At 74.6% G+C, this 16,444-nt stretch carries 9 protein-coding genes and 2 pseudogenes; 4 read left to right on the forward strand and 7 right to left on the reverse strand.

All coding sequences use genetic code 11. The features are described from left to right. Positions 1-46 precede the first annotated feature (46 nt). Entirely contained in the window at positions 47-2,158 is a 2,112-nt protein-coding gene (locus tag HCC30_RS29160) for a tetratricopeptide repeat protein (RefSeq protein ID WP_169442754.1), read from the forward strand. Here HCC30_RS29160 and HCC30_RS13590 read toward each other — a convergent pair. Both HCC30_RS13590 and HCC30_RS13595 read right to left on the reverse strand, forming a co-directional pair. Continuing rightward, positions 2,121-3,914 (reverse strand): hypothetical protein, encoded by a 1,794-nt coding sequence (locus tag HCC30_RS13590; RefSeq protein WP_346776619.1) that lies wholly within the window; start codon positions 3,912-3,914, stop codon positions 2,121-2,123. The two genes, HCC30_RS29160 and HCC30_RS13590, sit on opposite strands and share 38 nt — an antisense overlap. A 127-nt stretch (positions 3,915-4,041) precedes the next feature. Then, positions 4,042-5,385: a family 43 glycosylhydrolase gene (locus HCC30_RS13595; protein ID WP_169442755.1), complete on the reverse strand. Its 1,344-nt coding sequence runs from the start codon at positions 5,383-5,385 to the stop codon at positions 4,042-4,044. Between the two features lie 307 nt (positions 5,386-5,692). Between HCC30_RS13595 and HCC30_RS13600 the strand changes: the two genes are divergently transcribed. Further along, a complete protein-coding gene (locus tag HCC30_RS13600; protein WP_169442756.1) occupies positions 5,693-8,806 on the forward strand; it encodes a toll/interleukin-1 receptor domain-containing protein in 3,114 nt (1,037 codons plus the stop codon). 33 nt (positions 8,807-8,839) lie between these two features. On the opposite strand, the pseudogene HCC30_RS28585 reads toward HCC30_RS13600, so the two are convergent. From HCC30_RS28585 to HCC30_RS13615, 4 genes and pseudogenes are all read right to left on the reverse strand, one after another. After that, positions 8,840-9,115, reverse strand: a pseudogene (locus HCC30_RS28585) (peptidoglycan-binding protein); the annotation flags it as partial. A gap of 42 nt (positions 9,116-9,157) precedes the next feature. Next, positions 9,158-9,307, reverse strand: a pseudogene (locus HCC30_RS28590) (LysM domain-containing protein); the annotation flags it as partial. A 72-nt stretch (positions 9,308-9,379) separates the two neighbouring features. Continuing rightward, positions 9,380-10,411, reverse strand: a complete 1,032-nt coding sequence (locus HCC30_RS13610) for a hypothetical protein (protein WP_169442757.1) — start codon at positions 10,409-10,411, stop codon at positions 9,380-9,382. Between the two features lie 2 nt (positions 10,412-10,413). After that, a complete protein-coding gene (locus HCC30_RS13615) occupies positions 10,414-12,504 on the reverse strand; it encodes an endonuclease (protein WP_169442758.1) in 2,091 nt (696 codons plus the stop codon). Positions 12,505-12,755: 251 nt separating this feature from the next. Here HCC30_RS13615 and HCC30_RS28595 point away from each other — a divergent pair, with 251 nt between their 5' ends. Continuing rightward, entirely contained in the window at positions 12,756-14,681 is a 1,926-nt protein-coding gene (locus HCC30_RS28595) for a zinc metalloprotease (protein WP_240979552.1), read from the forward strand. 229 nt (positions 14,682-14,910) lie between these two features. After that, positions 14,911-15,627, forward strand: a complete 717-nt coding sequence (locus tag HCC30_RS13625) for a GNAT family N-acetyltransferase (protein WP_169442759.1) — start codon at positions 14,911-14,913, stop codon at positions 15,625-15,627. Between the two features lie 18 nt (positions 15,628-15,645). Here HCC30_RS13625 and HCC30_RS13630 read toward each other — a convergent pair whose 3' ends face one another. Next, entirely contained in the window at positions 15,646-16,443 is a 798-nt protein-coding gene (locus tag HCC30_RS13630) for an amino acid ABC transporter ATP-binding protein (RefSeq protein ID WP_169442760.1), read from the reverse strand. Position 16,444 lies beyond the last annotated feature (1 nt).

The raw sequence follows: 16,444 nt of genomic DNA on the forward strand, positions 1-16,444 counted from the left end.
GGGGCGCGGATACAGTCGGCACGGAGCGGACCAGGGGAGGGGTGGCGTGATCGAAGAGGTGACGGCGGGCGCGGTCGCGGCGTTCGTCACGGCGGTGGGCAACGGAGCCGCCGGCGAGATGGGGAAGCAGTTACTGCTGTCGACCTGGGCGCAGGTCTGCCAGACACTGGGACGGCCGGTCCCCGTCCCCGCCACCGAGGAGGGGACACAGCTCCTCGCCCGCGAGATCAACTCGCGGCTGGAGCCGGGCAGTCGGGACGCGCGGAAGTGGCTGCTGCTGATGGACAGCCTCCCCGCCGCGCACACCCTGTCCCCGGGCGCCGGAGTCCCGCCCCCGCCCCGCGACTTCACCGACCGGCAGCGCGTCCTGCGGGAACTGCGGCGCGAGGCGACCCGCCCGGCGCGCGGACGCCCCCGGGTGGCGCTGCTCTCGGGCCCGCCGGGCATCGGATGCAGCGTCGTGGCCCTCCAGTTCGCCGCCGAGTACGCCGTGCGCTACCCGGACGGACAGTTCTACGTCGACCTCAGGGACATCGCCGGAGACGGGGCCGTCGAACCGGTGACGGTGCTCCAGCACCTGCTGCGCGAGATGAACGTCGAGCCGGACGACGTCCCCGCGACCGAGACGGGGTGCCGGGACCTCTACCGCCGCCTGACGAACGGCCGCCGCGCCCTCGTCGTGGTCAACCACGCCGCCGCGGCCGCCCAGGTGCGCCCCCTCGTCCCCAACACCCCGGAACTCTTCCTGCTGGTCGTCGCCGCGGGCCGGCCCTTCGCGCTGGACGCGCGCCGCATCGAGGTGCCGCCGCTGCCCGACCGGTACGGCAGGCAGCTGCTCAGGAACGCCTCGGGCGCAGCCCCCGCCAAGGCGGAGCTGGACGCCTCGCTGGCGCGCTGCGCCGGGAACGGCTACGCGCTGCGGGCCGAGGCGGCCCGGCTGGCCACAGCGCCCGCGGCACCCCTGCCCGGACCGCCGGAGGGGGAGCCGTCCACCGACCCGGTACGCGGCGCCGCCCGCGCGATCTGCGCCGGACTGCCGCCGGAGACGGTGCGGCTCTGCCGCCTGGCCGCGCTGGGCGACTGGCCGGTACTGACCGCCGAACTCGCGGGCTGGGCGGCCGAGTCGGCCCCCGAGGACGCGGCCCGGATGCTCGACGAGGCGGCCGCGGCGGAGCTCCTCCAGCCCCGCGGCGACGGCCGCTACCGCTTCCGCCCCGAGGTGCGGCGCTACCTCGCGGACACCGCAGGACCCGAGCTCGGTGTCCCCGCCTGCTCGGCCGCCGTGCGGCGGATGCTGACGGGCCTGACCCGGCAGGCGGAACACGCCGCGCACGCGGCGCTGCCGCAGAGCTGGCGGGTCGCCCCGGCACCCGCGCAGGGCGCACCGTACGCGGACGAGGCCGAGGGGCTCGCGGCGCTGGTGGCCGCGCGGACGAACCTGCTGCGCGCCGTCCCGCTCGCCGAGGAGTACCAGCACACCGGACTCTGCCTGCGGCTGGCCCGCGCGCTCTGGCCGCTCGTCCTCAAGGCCGGCCACTGGGCCGAGGCGCTGCCCGCGCTCCGGGCCGCCGCCCGCTGCGCCGACGAGCACCACCCCGAGTCCGCCGCCTCCGCCGGGCTGCACTTCCAACTCGCCCACTGCCTCGGCCAGTTGCGGCGCTGGGAGGACGCGGAGGACGAGGCCAGGACGGCGGCCGCGCACGAGCGGCAGGCCGGACACCTCCTCGGCGAGGCGTCCTGCGTCGAGTACCTCGGCCTGCTCCACCTGTACCGGATGCAGGGTGACGAGGCCGCCGAGCGGTTCGCCGAGGCCGGGGAGTGCTACCGGCGCGCCGAGGCCGAAGGGGGCGAGGAGGGGAACCTGTGGCGCGCCTTCGCCCTCCTGGAGCGGCACACCGGCCGCGCGCTGTGGGTACGGGGCGAACTCACCGAGTCCCGCGCCCGGTTGACGGAGGCGCGCACCCGCTTCGAGCGGGAGGGCGACCACTACAACCTGGCCCGTACGCTCACCGACCTCGCCGAGACGGCGCACGCGGCGGGCGACGACACCGAGGCGCTGGACCACCTCACCGCCGCCGCCCGGCTGCTCCCCGAGGACGCGCGGCCGCACCTGCGGTACCTCACGGACCTGCGGCGCCGCTGCGAGGCGGCGCTGTAGCCGCCTCCACCGTCACCGGGTGGGTACGCCCCGCGGCCTCCACCCGCAGCGTCGTCCCGCCCGGCGCCGGGGCCCGGCCGCCGGCCAGCCACGCGTGCAGCGCCGAGGCGTACGCCGCCGGGTCGGCGTCCGCCTCCGGTTCCGCGGTGAGCCGGAAGAGGCCGTGCCCCCGGGCGTACGCGGTGCAGGTGCCGGGCCCCGTGACGTAGGCGGCGAGGGCGCACTGCGGGAACCGGTGCAGCACCTCGGCCGCCCAGTCGGCCGGCGGGCCCAGCCGCGGGTCGTCGGGCCGCCCCTCGCGCACGATCACGTCGGCCAGGGTGAGGTCGGCGGGGTCGCGGGTGTCCTCGTGCACCGCACGGTGGGCCTCCACGCCCGCCCGGTACGGGAGTTCGGCCGAGCGCACGACGCGCACCCGCCGTCCCCGCACCCGGGCCTGCACCTGCAGCGGCGCCGTGCGCCGGGGCGGCTCGTACGGTGGCAGCGGGAGCGGTTCCAGCAGCGCGGGGGACGGGGGTTCGGGCAGGTCCAGCAGGGCGTAGAGGCTGCGGCGCAGCAGGGCGGCCGACTCGCCGGGCGCCGAACTGGTGAACCGCGCGGGACCGGCGAGCGGGCGGTGCGCGGCCAGCGTGCGCTCCAGCTGGCCGCGCAGCGTCGCGTGCGGGTCGAGCCGGGGCGCGGTCCGCACGAACTCGGCGAGCGGCGCCTCCGGGTCCAGCCGCTCCTGACCGGCGGCGCCGAGCAGGACGGGGGTGCCCAGCGCGGCCGCGTAGTAGGAGACGGCGCCGAAGTCCCCGAGCACGAGGTCGGCGGCCAGCAGGGCCTGCCGCCAGGAGTGCAGCGGGTCGATCAGGGTCAGCCCGTTGCGCCGGGCCCGGTCCAGCCAGGCGCGCAGCTGGCCCGGGCCGTGCCCGTGCCAGATGTTGGGGTGCAGGACGGCGGCCAGCCGGTAGTCGTCCGCCGGGAGTTCGGCGGCCAGGCGGGGGAGCAGGCCGGGCAGCAGGTCCTCGGAGCCGCCGTCGCCGAAGAGACCCTCAGGGTTCCAGGTGGAGTTGAGGACGACGAGCCGCTGCCCCTCCCGCACGCCCAGCGCCCTGCGGAACCGCCGCCGGTGCGGACGCGCCGCCAGCATGCGGTCGTAGCAGGGGTCGCCCGCGAGCACCGCGCCGTCGGCCGCCTCGGGGCAGATCCGCCGGAGCCGCGCGAGCTGTTCGGGGTGGGAGAGCACCAGGGCGTCCACGAAGGGCCTGCCGTCCGCGAGCAGCCAGTCGGGCGCCAGCCCGAACGTCGGCTCCCGGCTCCCGGCTCCCGGCTCCCGGCTCCCGGCTCCCGGCTCCCGGCTCCCGGCTCCCGGCTCCCGGCTCCCGGCTCCCGGTGCGGCCAGTTTCTTAGTATATCCGACCCCGTGCGACAGAACGGCCAATTTGCCCTGCAACAGGGGGAGTTCGCCGCCGAAGCTGGCGCTGACGGCGAGGTCGACGGGGGTGTCGAGGGCCTGCCGCCAGGGGAGGACGGGGAGCCCGAGATCGGCGAAGAGCTCCCGGACGCCGCCCTGGAAGGCGGAGGACTCCGTCGACGTCACCAGCAGCTGCACGCGGAAGTCGTCGTGGAAGAGCGGCAGGACGTCCAGCAGCCGCCCGGCCGAGGTGACGTTGTGCACCACGAGCAGGACCCGTCGCCTCGTCCTCCGGCTCACCCAGCGCCCGGCGTCCCGGCCCACGGGCACACGTACGGCCGGGGGCTCCGCTGACCCCACTCGCCCTCCTGCTCCTCGCACTCCGACCACGGCTTGTGTGATCACCCTAGCCGCGCCCGGACGGCGAGCCGCAACGGCGGGGGCGCTGGGGGCACCCCCGCCGGTACGCGCACCAACTGACGCCGGGCTAGCGGCGCTTGACGTAGATCCGGTTGCCCTCGGGGCCCGTCCACTCCAGGCGGACGACGCCGGGGACGGCGGCCTCGCCGGAGCGGGCGGGGTCGGACCAGTAGCCGCCCGCCGGGTTGCGGAAGAAGGTGGCCCACAGGCCGCCCTCGTGGTCCTCGAAGACGTTGTTGTGCCCCGCGCCGACACCGGCCGTCCAGCGCTTGGAGTACGGGCCCTCGAAGCGGTCGGCGACGGCGACGACGGCGTCGTACTGGTACTGCTCGCGGCCCTCGCCCGGGTTGTCGTAGGCGTACCGGCGGCTGCCGTCGGGGTTGGTGGAGGACCAGTCCCAGGCGGCGTGCACGAGGAAGTACTTGCCGCCGTGCCGGAACACGTACGCGCCCTCCAGGTACGGCTCGGGGGAGTAGCGCGTCTGCCCGAAGCGGGGCAGGTCGGTGGTGGTGACGATGTCCTCCATGTCGTCACGGAACCGCGAGTACAGGTCGTTGTGCAGCACCAGCCAGGCGTCCTCGCCCTCGGTGTAGAGGCCGCCGTCGATGTGGTGGTAGGCGCCGGGTTCGATGAACTCGGGCCCGCCGGGCACCGGTTCGCCGAACGGCTTCTCCAGACTGCCCCGCACGACCCGGTACGGGCCCTCCACGCCGCCGTCGCTGACCAGCATGAACGAGCCGACCAGCTTCGAGTGGTCGCCCATGCACGCGACGAGGTACCACTTGCCGCGGAAGTGGTGCAGCTCCGGCGCCCAGACGTTGCCCCGCTTGCCGAACCGCCCGTCGTCGTGCCAGTACTCCTGCCACGGCGCGACGACGGTGCGCCCCGGCCGGTTCTCGTCGGCGAACTCGGGCGACCACACCTTGCCCTTCGGCTGGTCCGGCCGGAGGCCGGTGGTGTCGGCCAGCTTCCACGGGCCGCGCAGGGAGCGGGCCAGCCACACGTAGATCCCGTCGTTCCAGGGGGAGGGGCCGTCCATGCCGGGCGCGCGGGTGGTGCCGGTGGCCACGTAGAGCGGACGGCCGTCCACCTGGAAGCAGTTGACGTAGGTGTCCCGGATCCAGACCCGGCCCGCCTCCTCCTCGCCCGCGCGCGTCTCCAGCGGGAGCAGGAAGGAGTTGTCCTCGCGCGGCCACAGGTCCTTGTCGGTCTCGGCGAGGCCGTAGGGCTCCAGCTCGGGCCGGTTCGGCGGGTACGGGCCCGCCGGTTCCGGTCCGGCCTGGGCGGCGTTCTCCTCGGGTGCCGCCTGCGCGACGGTCGCGGCCAGTGCCGCCACGCCGAGGGAGCCGGCGGCCGCGCCGGCCAGCAGGGACCGCCTGCCCAGGCGCGGTCCGGTCTCGGAGCTGGTCATGCGTCACGTCCTTCTGTGTCGTCGGCCCTGCGCGCCCCTGGTCGGGAGGCGCGGATGAGCCCGGAGCCGCGGGGACGCGTTCCCCCGGCCCCCGCCTTCCGCCCGGGCCCCGGTCTCCCCCGCACCACGAGCGGACGGCCCGGAGCGGTTCCCTCCGCCCCGGCCCGCGCTGAACCCGCCCGGCTGTCGGACCCCGCCCCTACGATGACCTCCGTACGGCAGACGAACGCCGGTGCGGCACGGGGTACTTGGGGGCGGCATGATCCGGTTGCGGCGGGCGATGGCACACCGGCACGGGGCGTGGCCGGTGGCGGCAGCCCTGGCCTGGCTGCTGTGCCTCCCGTTCTTCGGCCCCCTGGCCGCCCTGACGGGCGCGGTCCTCGCCTGCGCGGCCTTCGGCGGCACCCTGCTCGGCCGCCCCCGCACCCCGGCGCCCAGCGCCGAACGGCCGGTCCTGGCCTGGGCGTCGGGCGCCGCGCTGCTGCTGGGCGGCGGCGCCTGGGCGGTGCGCCGGAAGGCGCTGCCCGTCGCCTACGGCGAGTCCCCGTCGGGCACCGGACCCGAGCCGGTGCGCGCCGCGCTGCGGTGGCTGGACGAGCAGGCGTACGGGGCGCTCTTCGGCCCCTCGTACGCGCAGTGGTACTGGCCGCTGCTGGTCGCGGGCGCGGGGCTGCTGGCGGGCGGCGCGAGCGCGGCGCTGCGCGAGTGGTCGGCCCGGCTGGCCGCCGCCCGGGACCCGTTCGACGAGCGGCTGCGCACCGCCGCGCCGCCGGAGCCGGTGGCCCGCACCGAGCAGGTCTTCCTCAGCTACTCGCGCCGGGACGGGGAGTTCGCGGGCCGGGTGCGGGAGTGCCTGGACGGGCGGGTCGGCAAGGTCTGGGTCGACTGGCAGGGCATCAAGCCCTCCACCCGCTGGCGCGAGGAACTGAGCGAGGCCATCCGCTCCTCGGACGCCCTGGTGGTCCTGATCACCCCCGACTCGCTGCGCTCCCCGCACTGCTGGGACGAGTGCCGGCAGGCCATGGAGCTGGGCAAACGCATCCTCCCGGTGATCGCCTCGCCGGAGCTCGCGCAGGGCGCCGCCGAGGCGATGCAGGAGGCCGAGTGGGGCGAGCTCACCGCGTACCAGCACCTCGACATGTCCCGTCCGGCGGATTTCGCAGCCGGGATCACCGGCATCGCCCACTTCGTCGACCGCGAGCACGACTGGGTGGCCTTCCACACCCGCCTCGGCCTCCAGGCCCACGAGTGGAGGACGGCAGGCAGCAGCGACGGCCTGCTGCTGCGCCCGCACGAGGTGCGCCTCGCCGAGTCCTGGCGCCGGAACACCCCCGCCGACCCGGCGTTCAAGGGCGAACTCACCCCGCTCCAGCAGGAGTTCATCGAGACCAGCGCCGCCGCCCTGCGGCGCGGGGGACGGCGGGCCCGGGTGACGGCGGGCGCGGTGCTGTGCGCGCTGCTGGCGCTCGGCTCGCTCGTGGTCGCCGTCCAGACCGACACCGCCGAGGACCGCCGCCTGGAGCTCTCCCGCTCCCTGGCCGAGGCGTCGGCGAGCCCGTACCCGGGCATGCAGCGCTCGCTGCTGCTCGGCGCGGCCGCGTACGAGACGGCGGCGACGCCCGAGGCGCGCGGCCGGATGGCGGAGCGGCTGATGCGCTTCAACCACGTGGCACGGGTGCTGGCCACCGGCGTGAAGGAGCCCGCCGGCGGCTTCAGCCGGGACGGCTCCACCTTCGCGTTCACCCTGGACGACCCCGAGCGCACCCGGATCTGGGACACGGAGCGGTGGCGGCTGCGCGAGACCGTACGGCGGGACCTGACGTGGAGCGCCCGGCCGTGCATGTTCTTCGAACTCCGGTCTTCGGGCAGGGAGTTCGACTGCCGTGACAGCGAGGCCCAGCGGCTCCAGGAGTCGGCGTGGGACCCGGGCAGGGGCAGGTTCGTGGAAGCCCTGTCGGAGGACCGCAGCCGCGCCCTCGTCGGCCTGGAGGACGCGCAGCGCGAGCGGGGGCCCGGCCTGACGGAGCAACTGCGCGCCGAGGTCTGGGACGTGGACAAGCGCCGCAAGATCGGGGACGTGGACGCGGAGGACCTGCGGGAGCGGGGCCTGCGCATCGGCACAGCCGTGGACGACATGCGGCTGGAGACCCTGGTCACCGAGCCGGTGCACGGCATGTGGCTGGCGGACTCCCGGTACGGGGTGGTCCCGTCGACGGACCCCGTACCGGGAATGGGCCACGACGAGGAGGCCCAGGTCTTCCACAGCCCCGACGGCAGCAAGGCCGTCACCCTGACCGAGGACGGCACCCTGCTGGCCTGGGACACCCGCGAGGGCGGGCGGCTCGCGGCCGAGGCGCCCGCGCCGGGGCTCGCCCCCCACCAGATCTTCGAGCGCACCGTGACCAGCCCCGACCGGCGCACCATGGCCGTCGCGGAGGGCTCCGAGGTCCGGCTGCTCGACACCGCCGACGGCTCGCCGCGCGGCCGCATCCGCCTCGCCGGCCGGGGCGACGCGCTCGCCTTCTCGCCCGACGGTCGCCGCCTCGCGGTGACGCACGTGGTGCTCGACAAGAGCACCACGTCGGCGCAGGGTTACCCAGGACGGCCGGTCACCGAGGTCTTCGACGTGGCCGGCGGCACGCGCACGGCCGTGCTGCGCAGCGGGCACAGCGCCGCCATGGCCCAGGTCTCCGGCATGGCCTTCTCCCCGGACGGCGGACGGCTGTTCACCGCCGAGACGCGCGCGAACCGCATCGTCGAGTGGGACGTACGACGCCAGCGCGTGGTACGGGAGTTCACCTCGCGCGAGGGCGGGTTCCTCGACCGGATGGAGCTGAGCCCGGACGGGCGGCGGCTGGCCGCCGTGGACCGGCAGAGCGTCGTCCACCTGTGGGACACCGGCACCCGGAAGCACCGCCGGCTGCCCGAACCCGCCGAGGGCGGGCTGGCGTTCACCCCGGACAGCGCGCGGCTGTTCACCGCGGGCGCGGACGGCGTCCGGCGGTGGCGGCTGACGGAGCGGCCCGAGGAGGAGGCGACCCCGGTCTCGGTCGGGCGCGGCCAGTACGTGCGCGGCCTCCGCATCCTGCCCGACGGCCGGCACGGACTCCTGGTCTCCGCCGACCGGGACACCCTCTGGTCGGGCGCCGAGGGCGGCGACGTACGCCTGTGGGACCTCGTACGGCAGGAGCCCGTCGGCCCCGTGCTGGCGAAGACCACCGGCGCCTCGGTGCCGGAGCTGACGCCCGACGGCACCCGCGCCGTCTTCGCCGGGAAGGACCGCATCCGGTCCGTCACCGTCTCTCCCCGCGCCTGGCACCGGGAGTTGTGCGCGCTCACCACGCGTCCGCTCACGCGCGAGGAGTGGCGCACGGTCGCGCCCCGGCAGCGCTACCCGGAGGTCTGCGGCCGCCGGGAGTGAGGCCGCCGGGGGTGAGGGGAGGGTGACGCGGGCTCAGGCCGCCTCCGGCTGCCTCCTCATGTAGAAGTAGGGGACCTTGAGTTTGTTCCAGGAGGTCTTTCCGGGGGTCCCGTCGGCGTCCGCGCCGTGGTAGCCGAGCTTGCGCTGCCAGGCGGCGTACGACTCGCGGTGCGTCCTGTCCCACCGCTGCGGGGGCCCGCCGGCGCCGTAGAAGGAACAGCCCTCGTCGATCAGGCGGTACGCCATGTTGTCGATGATCGGGCTCTGCCGCCCGTCCCTGAAGAAGTCCGCACCGGGGAACGGGACGTAGTCCGCCTCGTCCGGCGCCGCGGTCTTCGACACGATCAGCCGCTGCCCCGCCTTGATCTTGTTCGCGTCCGGAATGTTGTTCCAGGCCTGTAGCTGTTGCACCGTGGTGTGGAATCGTTCCGCGATTTCGGAGAGTGTGTCACCGGGCACCACGGTGTAGTACTCGTCTCGTGCTTCCGGTTGTGTACTCATACAGTTCACGCTAGGCGGACCCCATGGGGGCCGCAACTCCCGTACGGTGCAGTGCTTTTCCGTGGTCGGGAATCACGGGCGTTCGGGTCCGTTCTCCTCGTTGCGCGCCGACTTTCCCGGTGGTGGCCGTCCGGGGCCACCGACGGAACTCAGGACGGATTTGGCCTGGCTGTCGACGAGTTTCGTGAAGATCTGCTGCGCGTAACCGAAGACGATGGCCCAGGCGATGATCTGCGCCGAGGAGTCGAGCGCCATGAGTCCCGGCACGAACGACCCGCGCATCAGCAGCAGCCCGAGCACCGCGGTGAGCGCGCCGGTGGGCAGTTTGAGCAGCGCCAGCGCCACCGGGATGTTGTACGGGGTGGCCGTCCCCCTGATCTTCCGCAGCGAGGCCGCGGCGGCGACGGCGGCCGCCACCAGCCCCGCGAACTCGACGATCAGGTAGTCCCGCCACTGCACCGAGGACCCGGTGGGGCAGACGAGTTGGCTGTCCGGCCTGAAGCAGAGCGGCACGGCGCCGGGCGAGATCCCGCCGAACAGCCCGACCAGCACCGCCACCACCGTCAGCACTCCGGCGACCCCGTACACGATGCGGGCGAAGCTGCGGACGCGCAGGTGCTCCTTCAGCTGCGCCTGGCGGGCCGTGATCACCGCGTCGACCAGGTTCTCGCGCTGCTCCGCGGTCATCGCGCCGTCGGGGCGTACCGAGCGGTCGATCTCCTCCAGCCGCACCCTGCGCTCGTCCGTGGGCGGCAGGTGCTCCCGGACGAAGGCCATCAGCCCCGGCAGCAGCGCCTTGACGTCCTCCAGCGGCAGCAGCCGCAGCAGCAGCGCGTGCGCGGCCTCGAAGTGCGTCTGCGCGACCATGAGATGGGTGGGGGACAGCCGCCGCCGGTGCTCGTGCCGGAGCACCTCACGGGCCTCCGCCAGCTCCGCCGTCGCCTTCTCGGCCAGGATGCGGGTGCGGCCGGTGGCCTGGCTGTCCTGCGTCCTGGCGAGCAGCAGCGCCTCCAGCTCGCCGATGCGCGCCCGGAGATGCTCGCGCAGCTCCCACGAGCCCTTCTCACCCGCCCCGCGACGGCCGGACAGACGTGTCGCCGCCATGGTCAGGGCCAGACGTGCGCGAAGTCGATACGCCGGGCCCAGTCCGGGCGGTCGATGAGCGGATTACGGTTTCCCTGGATCTCCGCGATCGCGGCGTTCCGGTGCTGCTCGTACGCGCCGACGGGTTCCGACTCGTGCCAGGACAGCAGCATCTCCAGCCGCTCCCGCCGCAGTTCGCGCGTCTCGTCGCCGACGAGTCCGGGATAGCGGAGCAGGAAGTACAGCGTCGCCCTGGCCGCCGGGCCCTTTCCGGCCGCCGGTTCGAAACCCTGGCTCTCGCGGCGTCCGCAGGAGGTCCGCACGACCTCGCCGAAATCGGTGAAGTCGAAGTACGGAATATTGCCGCGGAAACTGTTGCAGCCCGTTTCGCAGGCGAAAAGGTGGTGCAGATCGCCGCGCATGGGCTCGCGTTTGCCGAACCAGGACTGCGGTACGACATGTTCGCAGTTGAACACCAGCGAGTTTTCCATCGCCTCCAGTTCGGCCGCGACCGCGTCCGGCCCGAGCACCGTCTCCCGCGCCGACAGCTCCTGCCGGTACCGGCTCCTGGCGGCCTCCACGGCCACGTCCGCGCGGATGAACTCCTCGGGGGCGAAGGTCAACCCCGAGTAGGCGCCGCGCAGTTGCAGGTCCGGGTGGAGGTCGACCCACGGGTACAGCAGCCGCACCGGCCGGTAGGCGGGCCGGCGCTCGTGGGTGCGCTCCAGCAGCGCGGTCAGCGCGCGGCCCAGCTCGGCGTCCGGCAGGCCGACGACGTCCGCGTAGTACACCTCCCGCGCGATCTGGTCGGCGGCGGCCTCGTAGTACGGCCGGGCCCGGCCCGCCTCCAGCCCCGCCAGCGCGGCCCGCAGCTCCTCCTGCTCGGGGCTCTCCGCACCGTCCACCGGGCCGGGGGTGACGCTTTCGCCGGCGCTGAAGTCCGCTCCCGCGACGGGGGACGGGGCGGGCTGCTGCCCGTCGCCCGGGCCGGCCGGCGCGGTCACGACGACCGGATCCGTCGGCGCGCCCGGCTGCCGGGTGCCGCCCGTGCCGTCCGTCGTCCCGAAGAGGGCGGTGCGCAGTTCGGCGGCGGCGCCGGAGAGCGGGGCCTCGCGCAGCGCCCGCAGCACGCGGCTGATCCGGACCCCCTCGTTGGCCTTCCACGCGAGTGTGTCCTCACCGTTCTCGGGGCTCCAGAGGCTCCCGTCGACGGCGAGCAGCCGGCCCTCCGCGTCCCGCAGGGGGACACCGGCGTGGTGCAGGGCCACCACTTCCCACTGATCGTTGAAGACGGGGGAGCCGGAGGAGCCGGGGGCGGTGTCGGTGGCGTAGTGCAGGAACTGTTCCAGCAGGTCGACGACGTGGTTCTCGCGCAGCGCCAGCTGCTTCGGCTCGCCGTTGGGGTGCTGGATGATGTTCACCAGTTCGCCCAGAATCACCTTCCCCTGGGCCTCGTTGAGGCGGAGCCAGCCGAACGGCGCCAGTTCCTCACCACTCGTGCCCCGGCCGGCCACGGCGACGAAGGTGAAGTCCAGCGCCGGGTCGGTGACGAAGAACCGGGCGGGTTCCAGCGGGAAGGCCGCCGGGATCAGGGCACTGCCGTCCAGCCCGTCCTGGTAGTTGAACTCGATGACGCTGCGCGCCGCCTCCTCCTCACCGGAGAGCACATGGTTGTTCGTCAGCATCAGTGAGGGGGAGACCAGGAAGCCCGTGCCGTAGTGCGCCGAGCTGCCGCGCACCACGATCCGGCCGACGGAACGGGTGGCGGCGAATCCGGCCTCCAGGAATCCGACGTCGATCAGGTCGTTGCGTCCCATGAGGCGTTCGAGCCCCAGAAGGTCCGCGCCGAAGCTCTCCGGGGTGAGCTCGCCCAGACCGCGTCCCGTGGTGGCCTCGCGGGGCGTGCGGCTCAGCGCCGTGGCCAGATTCCAGTCCGTTCCCAGCCGCGCCAGGCGTTTGGTGACCCGGTCCGGAGCGTCCGCGTACAGCACTCCGTGCTCGTCGAGAATCCGCCGGGTCCGCTCCCGTGCGCCGGTGCGTTCGGCGTAGCGTTCCGTGGCCTGTTCCAGCTGTCCAAGGAAGCTCGTCGGCGACCGGTCGTGTGTGATGACCATGGTCAACCTCCTTGTCACGCAGGCGTGACAGCCGACACCACCAACCTTGCGCCCCTCCCCGGTGCTTGTCGACCAGTCCCCGCGCACACGTGCGGACGGACCGGAACGGGCGCATCCTGGACGGGAAGGCAGGCACGGCAAGAGCCGGCGTGCGACGGGGGAGGACGCGGCAGCGTCAACCCGGCACATCCGGCCGTGCGTTCGGCGGGGCGCCCGCCCCTCGCGCCCCGCGGCCGGAGGAGGCGCAGCACATGTCCGGCGCAGCACCGTCCGATACGCAGAACACCCACCCGCCGGGCCGCCGCTGCGGAGCCATGCAGGTGCACCGCAGGCTCCTGACGGAGGACGCCGCGTACTCCGTGGCCCGCGAGGCGATCGAGAACCGCGCGTTCTTCTACGAGTACGGCCGGGAGTCGACGGCGAGAACCGGCGTCACCCACATCCCCGTGGTGGTGCACGTCGTCCACGAGACGGCCGCGCAGAACGTCGGGGACGCGCAGATCGTCAGCCAGCTGGAGGTTCTCAACCGCGACTTCCGCGGCACCAATCCGGACGTCGGCAACGTGCCCGCGCAGTGGAGCGAACTCGCCGCCGACACCCGCGTCGCGTTCCACCTCGCCACCCGCGACCCCGCGGGCGCCCCGACCAGCGGCATCACCAGGACCCGCTCGACCGGCGGCTTCGACACCGACGACCGGGTCAAGTTCACCGCGAGCGGCGGCCACGACGCCTGGCCCTCGGACCGGTACCTCAACATGTGGGTCTGCCCGTTGCGCGGCGGACTGCTCGGCTACGCCCAGTTCCCCGGCGGCCCGCCCGCCACGGACGGCGTGGTGATCACGTCCACGGCCTTCGGCGTCCACGGCACCGCCACGGCCCCCTTCGACCTGGGCAGGACCGCCACCCACGAGGTCGGGCACTGGCTCAACCTGTTCCACATCTGGGGCGACGACGGCACCGGATGCAGCGGCAGCGACTTCGTCGGCGACACCCCCAACCAGGCGGGCCCCAACACGGGAACCCCGGCCTTCCCCCATATGACCTGCGACAACGGGGGCGGCGGCGACATGTTCATGAACTTCATGGACTACACCGACGACGCCGCCATGTTCCTCTTCACCAAGGGCCAGGCCACCCGGATCGACGCGACCCTCGACGGCGTCCGCGCCTCCTTCACCACCCTGGCCCCCGAGACCGTGCCCTCCCCAACCCCCGTGATCACCGAGGCGGTTGGCGCGGGCCGCACCGGAATCGCGGCCCGCGAGGACGCGTTCGGCGGCGGCCGGCACCTGCTGTTCCTGCACGGCCGCAGCCAGCAGGGCCGCGACCCCCGGTCCCTGCGGCAGGCCTGGGCCGCCGGACTCAACCACGGCCTGACCCGGGCCGGACTCACCCCCGTCGACCCCGCGCAGGCGTGGTTCCCGTACTACGGCGACACGCTCGCGCAGGCCCTGGAAGCCGCCCCGGCCCGCTCGTTCGCCGAGGTGGCGGCCGAACCCGCGCCGTCCGCCGCGCCCGCCTCCGCACCGGCGAGAGCGCTGTACGAGGAGCTGATCGCGGAGGCCGCCGCCCGCTCCGGCATGCCCCCGGAGGAGGAGACCGCCGCGCAGGAGGGGCTCCGGGACAGCCTGGGCAGCGCCCTGGTCGGGCTGCTCCAGCGCCGGCTGAGCTGGGTGGCGGCCAGGACCGGCGTGGACGATCTGGTCATCGCCCGGATCTTCCGCGACGTCGCCGCGTACCTCGCCGACCGGCGGGTACGGGACGCCGTCCTGGACGAGGTGCTGCGCACGGTGCCGCCCGGCGGGGAGCTGGTCCTGGTCAGCCACAGCCTCGGCACCGTCGTCGCGATGGACCTGATCACGCGGCTGCCGCCCGCCGTACGCGTCAACCTGCTGGTCACGGCCGGGAGCCCGCTCGGCATGGACAGCGTCCACGGCCGCCTGCTGACCGGCGGGCCCCGGCTGCCCGAGGGCGTGGAGCGATGGTTCAACGCCTGGTGCCCGCACGACGCGGTCGCCATCGGCTGCCCGCTGGCCGCCCACTGGACGGGCCACCCCGCCGAGTTCGTCGCCCCCAACTCCTCCGACCGCGCCCACGACATCGAGGAGTACCTGGCCCACCCGGACGTCGCCCGCGCCGTCGGCACCCGCCTCGCGGCCCACCCGACGCCCGCCTGACGGACCCGTCCGTCTGCGTCCGTGCGGAGCCGCCCTCGCCCGCCGCCGCATGCCACGGCGGCGGGCGAGGCGCGGTGTGCGGGGCCCGTACGTGGTCCGCCGCGGCCTCGGTCACCACAGGGCGGCCCGACCCCGCCTCCTTCGCCCCGGGACCGCCGCACGAGAATGGCCGCCCGGGGACGCCCCCGCGCACCCCGAAGACTCCGTCCACGACGAAAGGTCCGGCACGATGGCGATGGCCGATGCGGCGACGCCCGATGCCGCGGTGCTCGACGACCCGGTCGGCGCCTCGCTCCGCGGCCCGCACGCGCACCTGGCCCGCCGGTCCGGCGGGGCGGCCGCCTACGTTCCCGAGGTCGCGACCTTCGCCGCCGTCGGCGCCGACCCGGGCCCGGGGGAGTGGGCGGACCTGGTGCGGCTGCTGGGCCGCGGGGAGCTCGCCGACCTGTTCAGCGGCGAGGCGACACCACCGCCGGACTGGGAGCCGGTCTTCGCCGCGGACGGCCGCCAGCTGCTCTGGCCGGACAGCACGCCCCCGTCGCCGCCGCTCGCGGCCGGCGCCGAGCTGTGCGAGCTGGGCCCGGAGGACGTGCCCGCGATGCTCGCCCTGGTCGAGCGCACCCGGCCGGGCCCCTTCCGGCCGCGCACCCGCGAACTCGGCACCTACCTCGGCGTCCGCGAGCACGGCGCCCTGGTGGCGATGGCGGGCGAACGTCTGCGGCCGCCCGGCTGGACCGAGATCAGCGCCGTCTGCACCGCGCCGGAGGCGCGCGGGCGCGGGCACGCCGCACACCTGGTCGGCGCCCTCGCCGGACGCGTCCTGGCGCGCGGCGAACGCCCCTTCCTGCACGTCGTCGAGGAGAACACCGGCGCGCTCGCCTTCTACGAGCGGCTCGGCTTCGAGGCCCGCAGGAAGGTCACCTTCCGCGGCTTCCGCACCCCGTGACGGGCTGAGCGCACCCGGTCACCCGGCCTCGTCCTCCGCCACCCCGGCCGCCGCCGGGTCCAGGACGCGGGCGAGGAAGGTGCGGGTGCGCCGGTGGCGCGGGGCGCTGATGACGCGCTCCGGGGTGCCCTCCTCGACGATGACGCCGCCGTCCATGAACACCACCCGGTCGGCGACCTCGCGGGCGAAGCTCATCTCGTGCGTGACGACCATCATCGTCATGCCCTCGTCGGCGAGGCGGCGCATGACGGCGAGGACGTCGCCGACCAGCTCCGGGTCGAGCGCGGACGTCGGCTCGTCGAAGAGCATCAGCTCCGGGTCCATGGCCAGGGCCCGCGCGATGGCCACCCGCTGCTGCTGGCCCCCGGAGAGCTGCGCCGGGTAGGCCGCGTCCTTCTCGGCGATCCCGACCCGCCGCAGGTGCGCGTGCGCGATCCGCTCGGCCTCCTCGCGGGAGCGGCCGAGGACGCGCCGCTGGGCGATGGTGAGGTTGTCCAGGACGGTCAGGTGAGGGAAGAGGTTGAAGCCCTGGAAGACCATGCCGATCCGGCGCCGCACCCGGTCGATGTCCACGTCCCCGTCGGTGAGTTCGGTGCCCGACAGGGCGACGGTGCCGGCCGTCGGCTCCTCCAGCAGGTTCATGCACCGCAGCAGCGTCGACTTGCCCGAACCGGACGGGCCGATGACGCACACCACCTCGCCGCGCCGCACGGTGAAGTCGATCCCCTTGAGCACCTCCAGCGCGCCGAAGGACTTGTGCAGTCCCTCGACCCGGATCGCGGCCTCACCCGCCGTCCGCGTCTCCTGCTCGCTCATC

It is taken from the genome of Streptomyces sp. HNM0574, assembly GCF_012726235.1.
Taxonomy (GTDB): Bacteria; Actinomycetota; Actinomycetes; order Streptomycetales; family Streptomycetaceae; genus Streptomyces.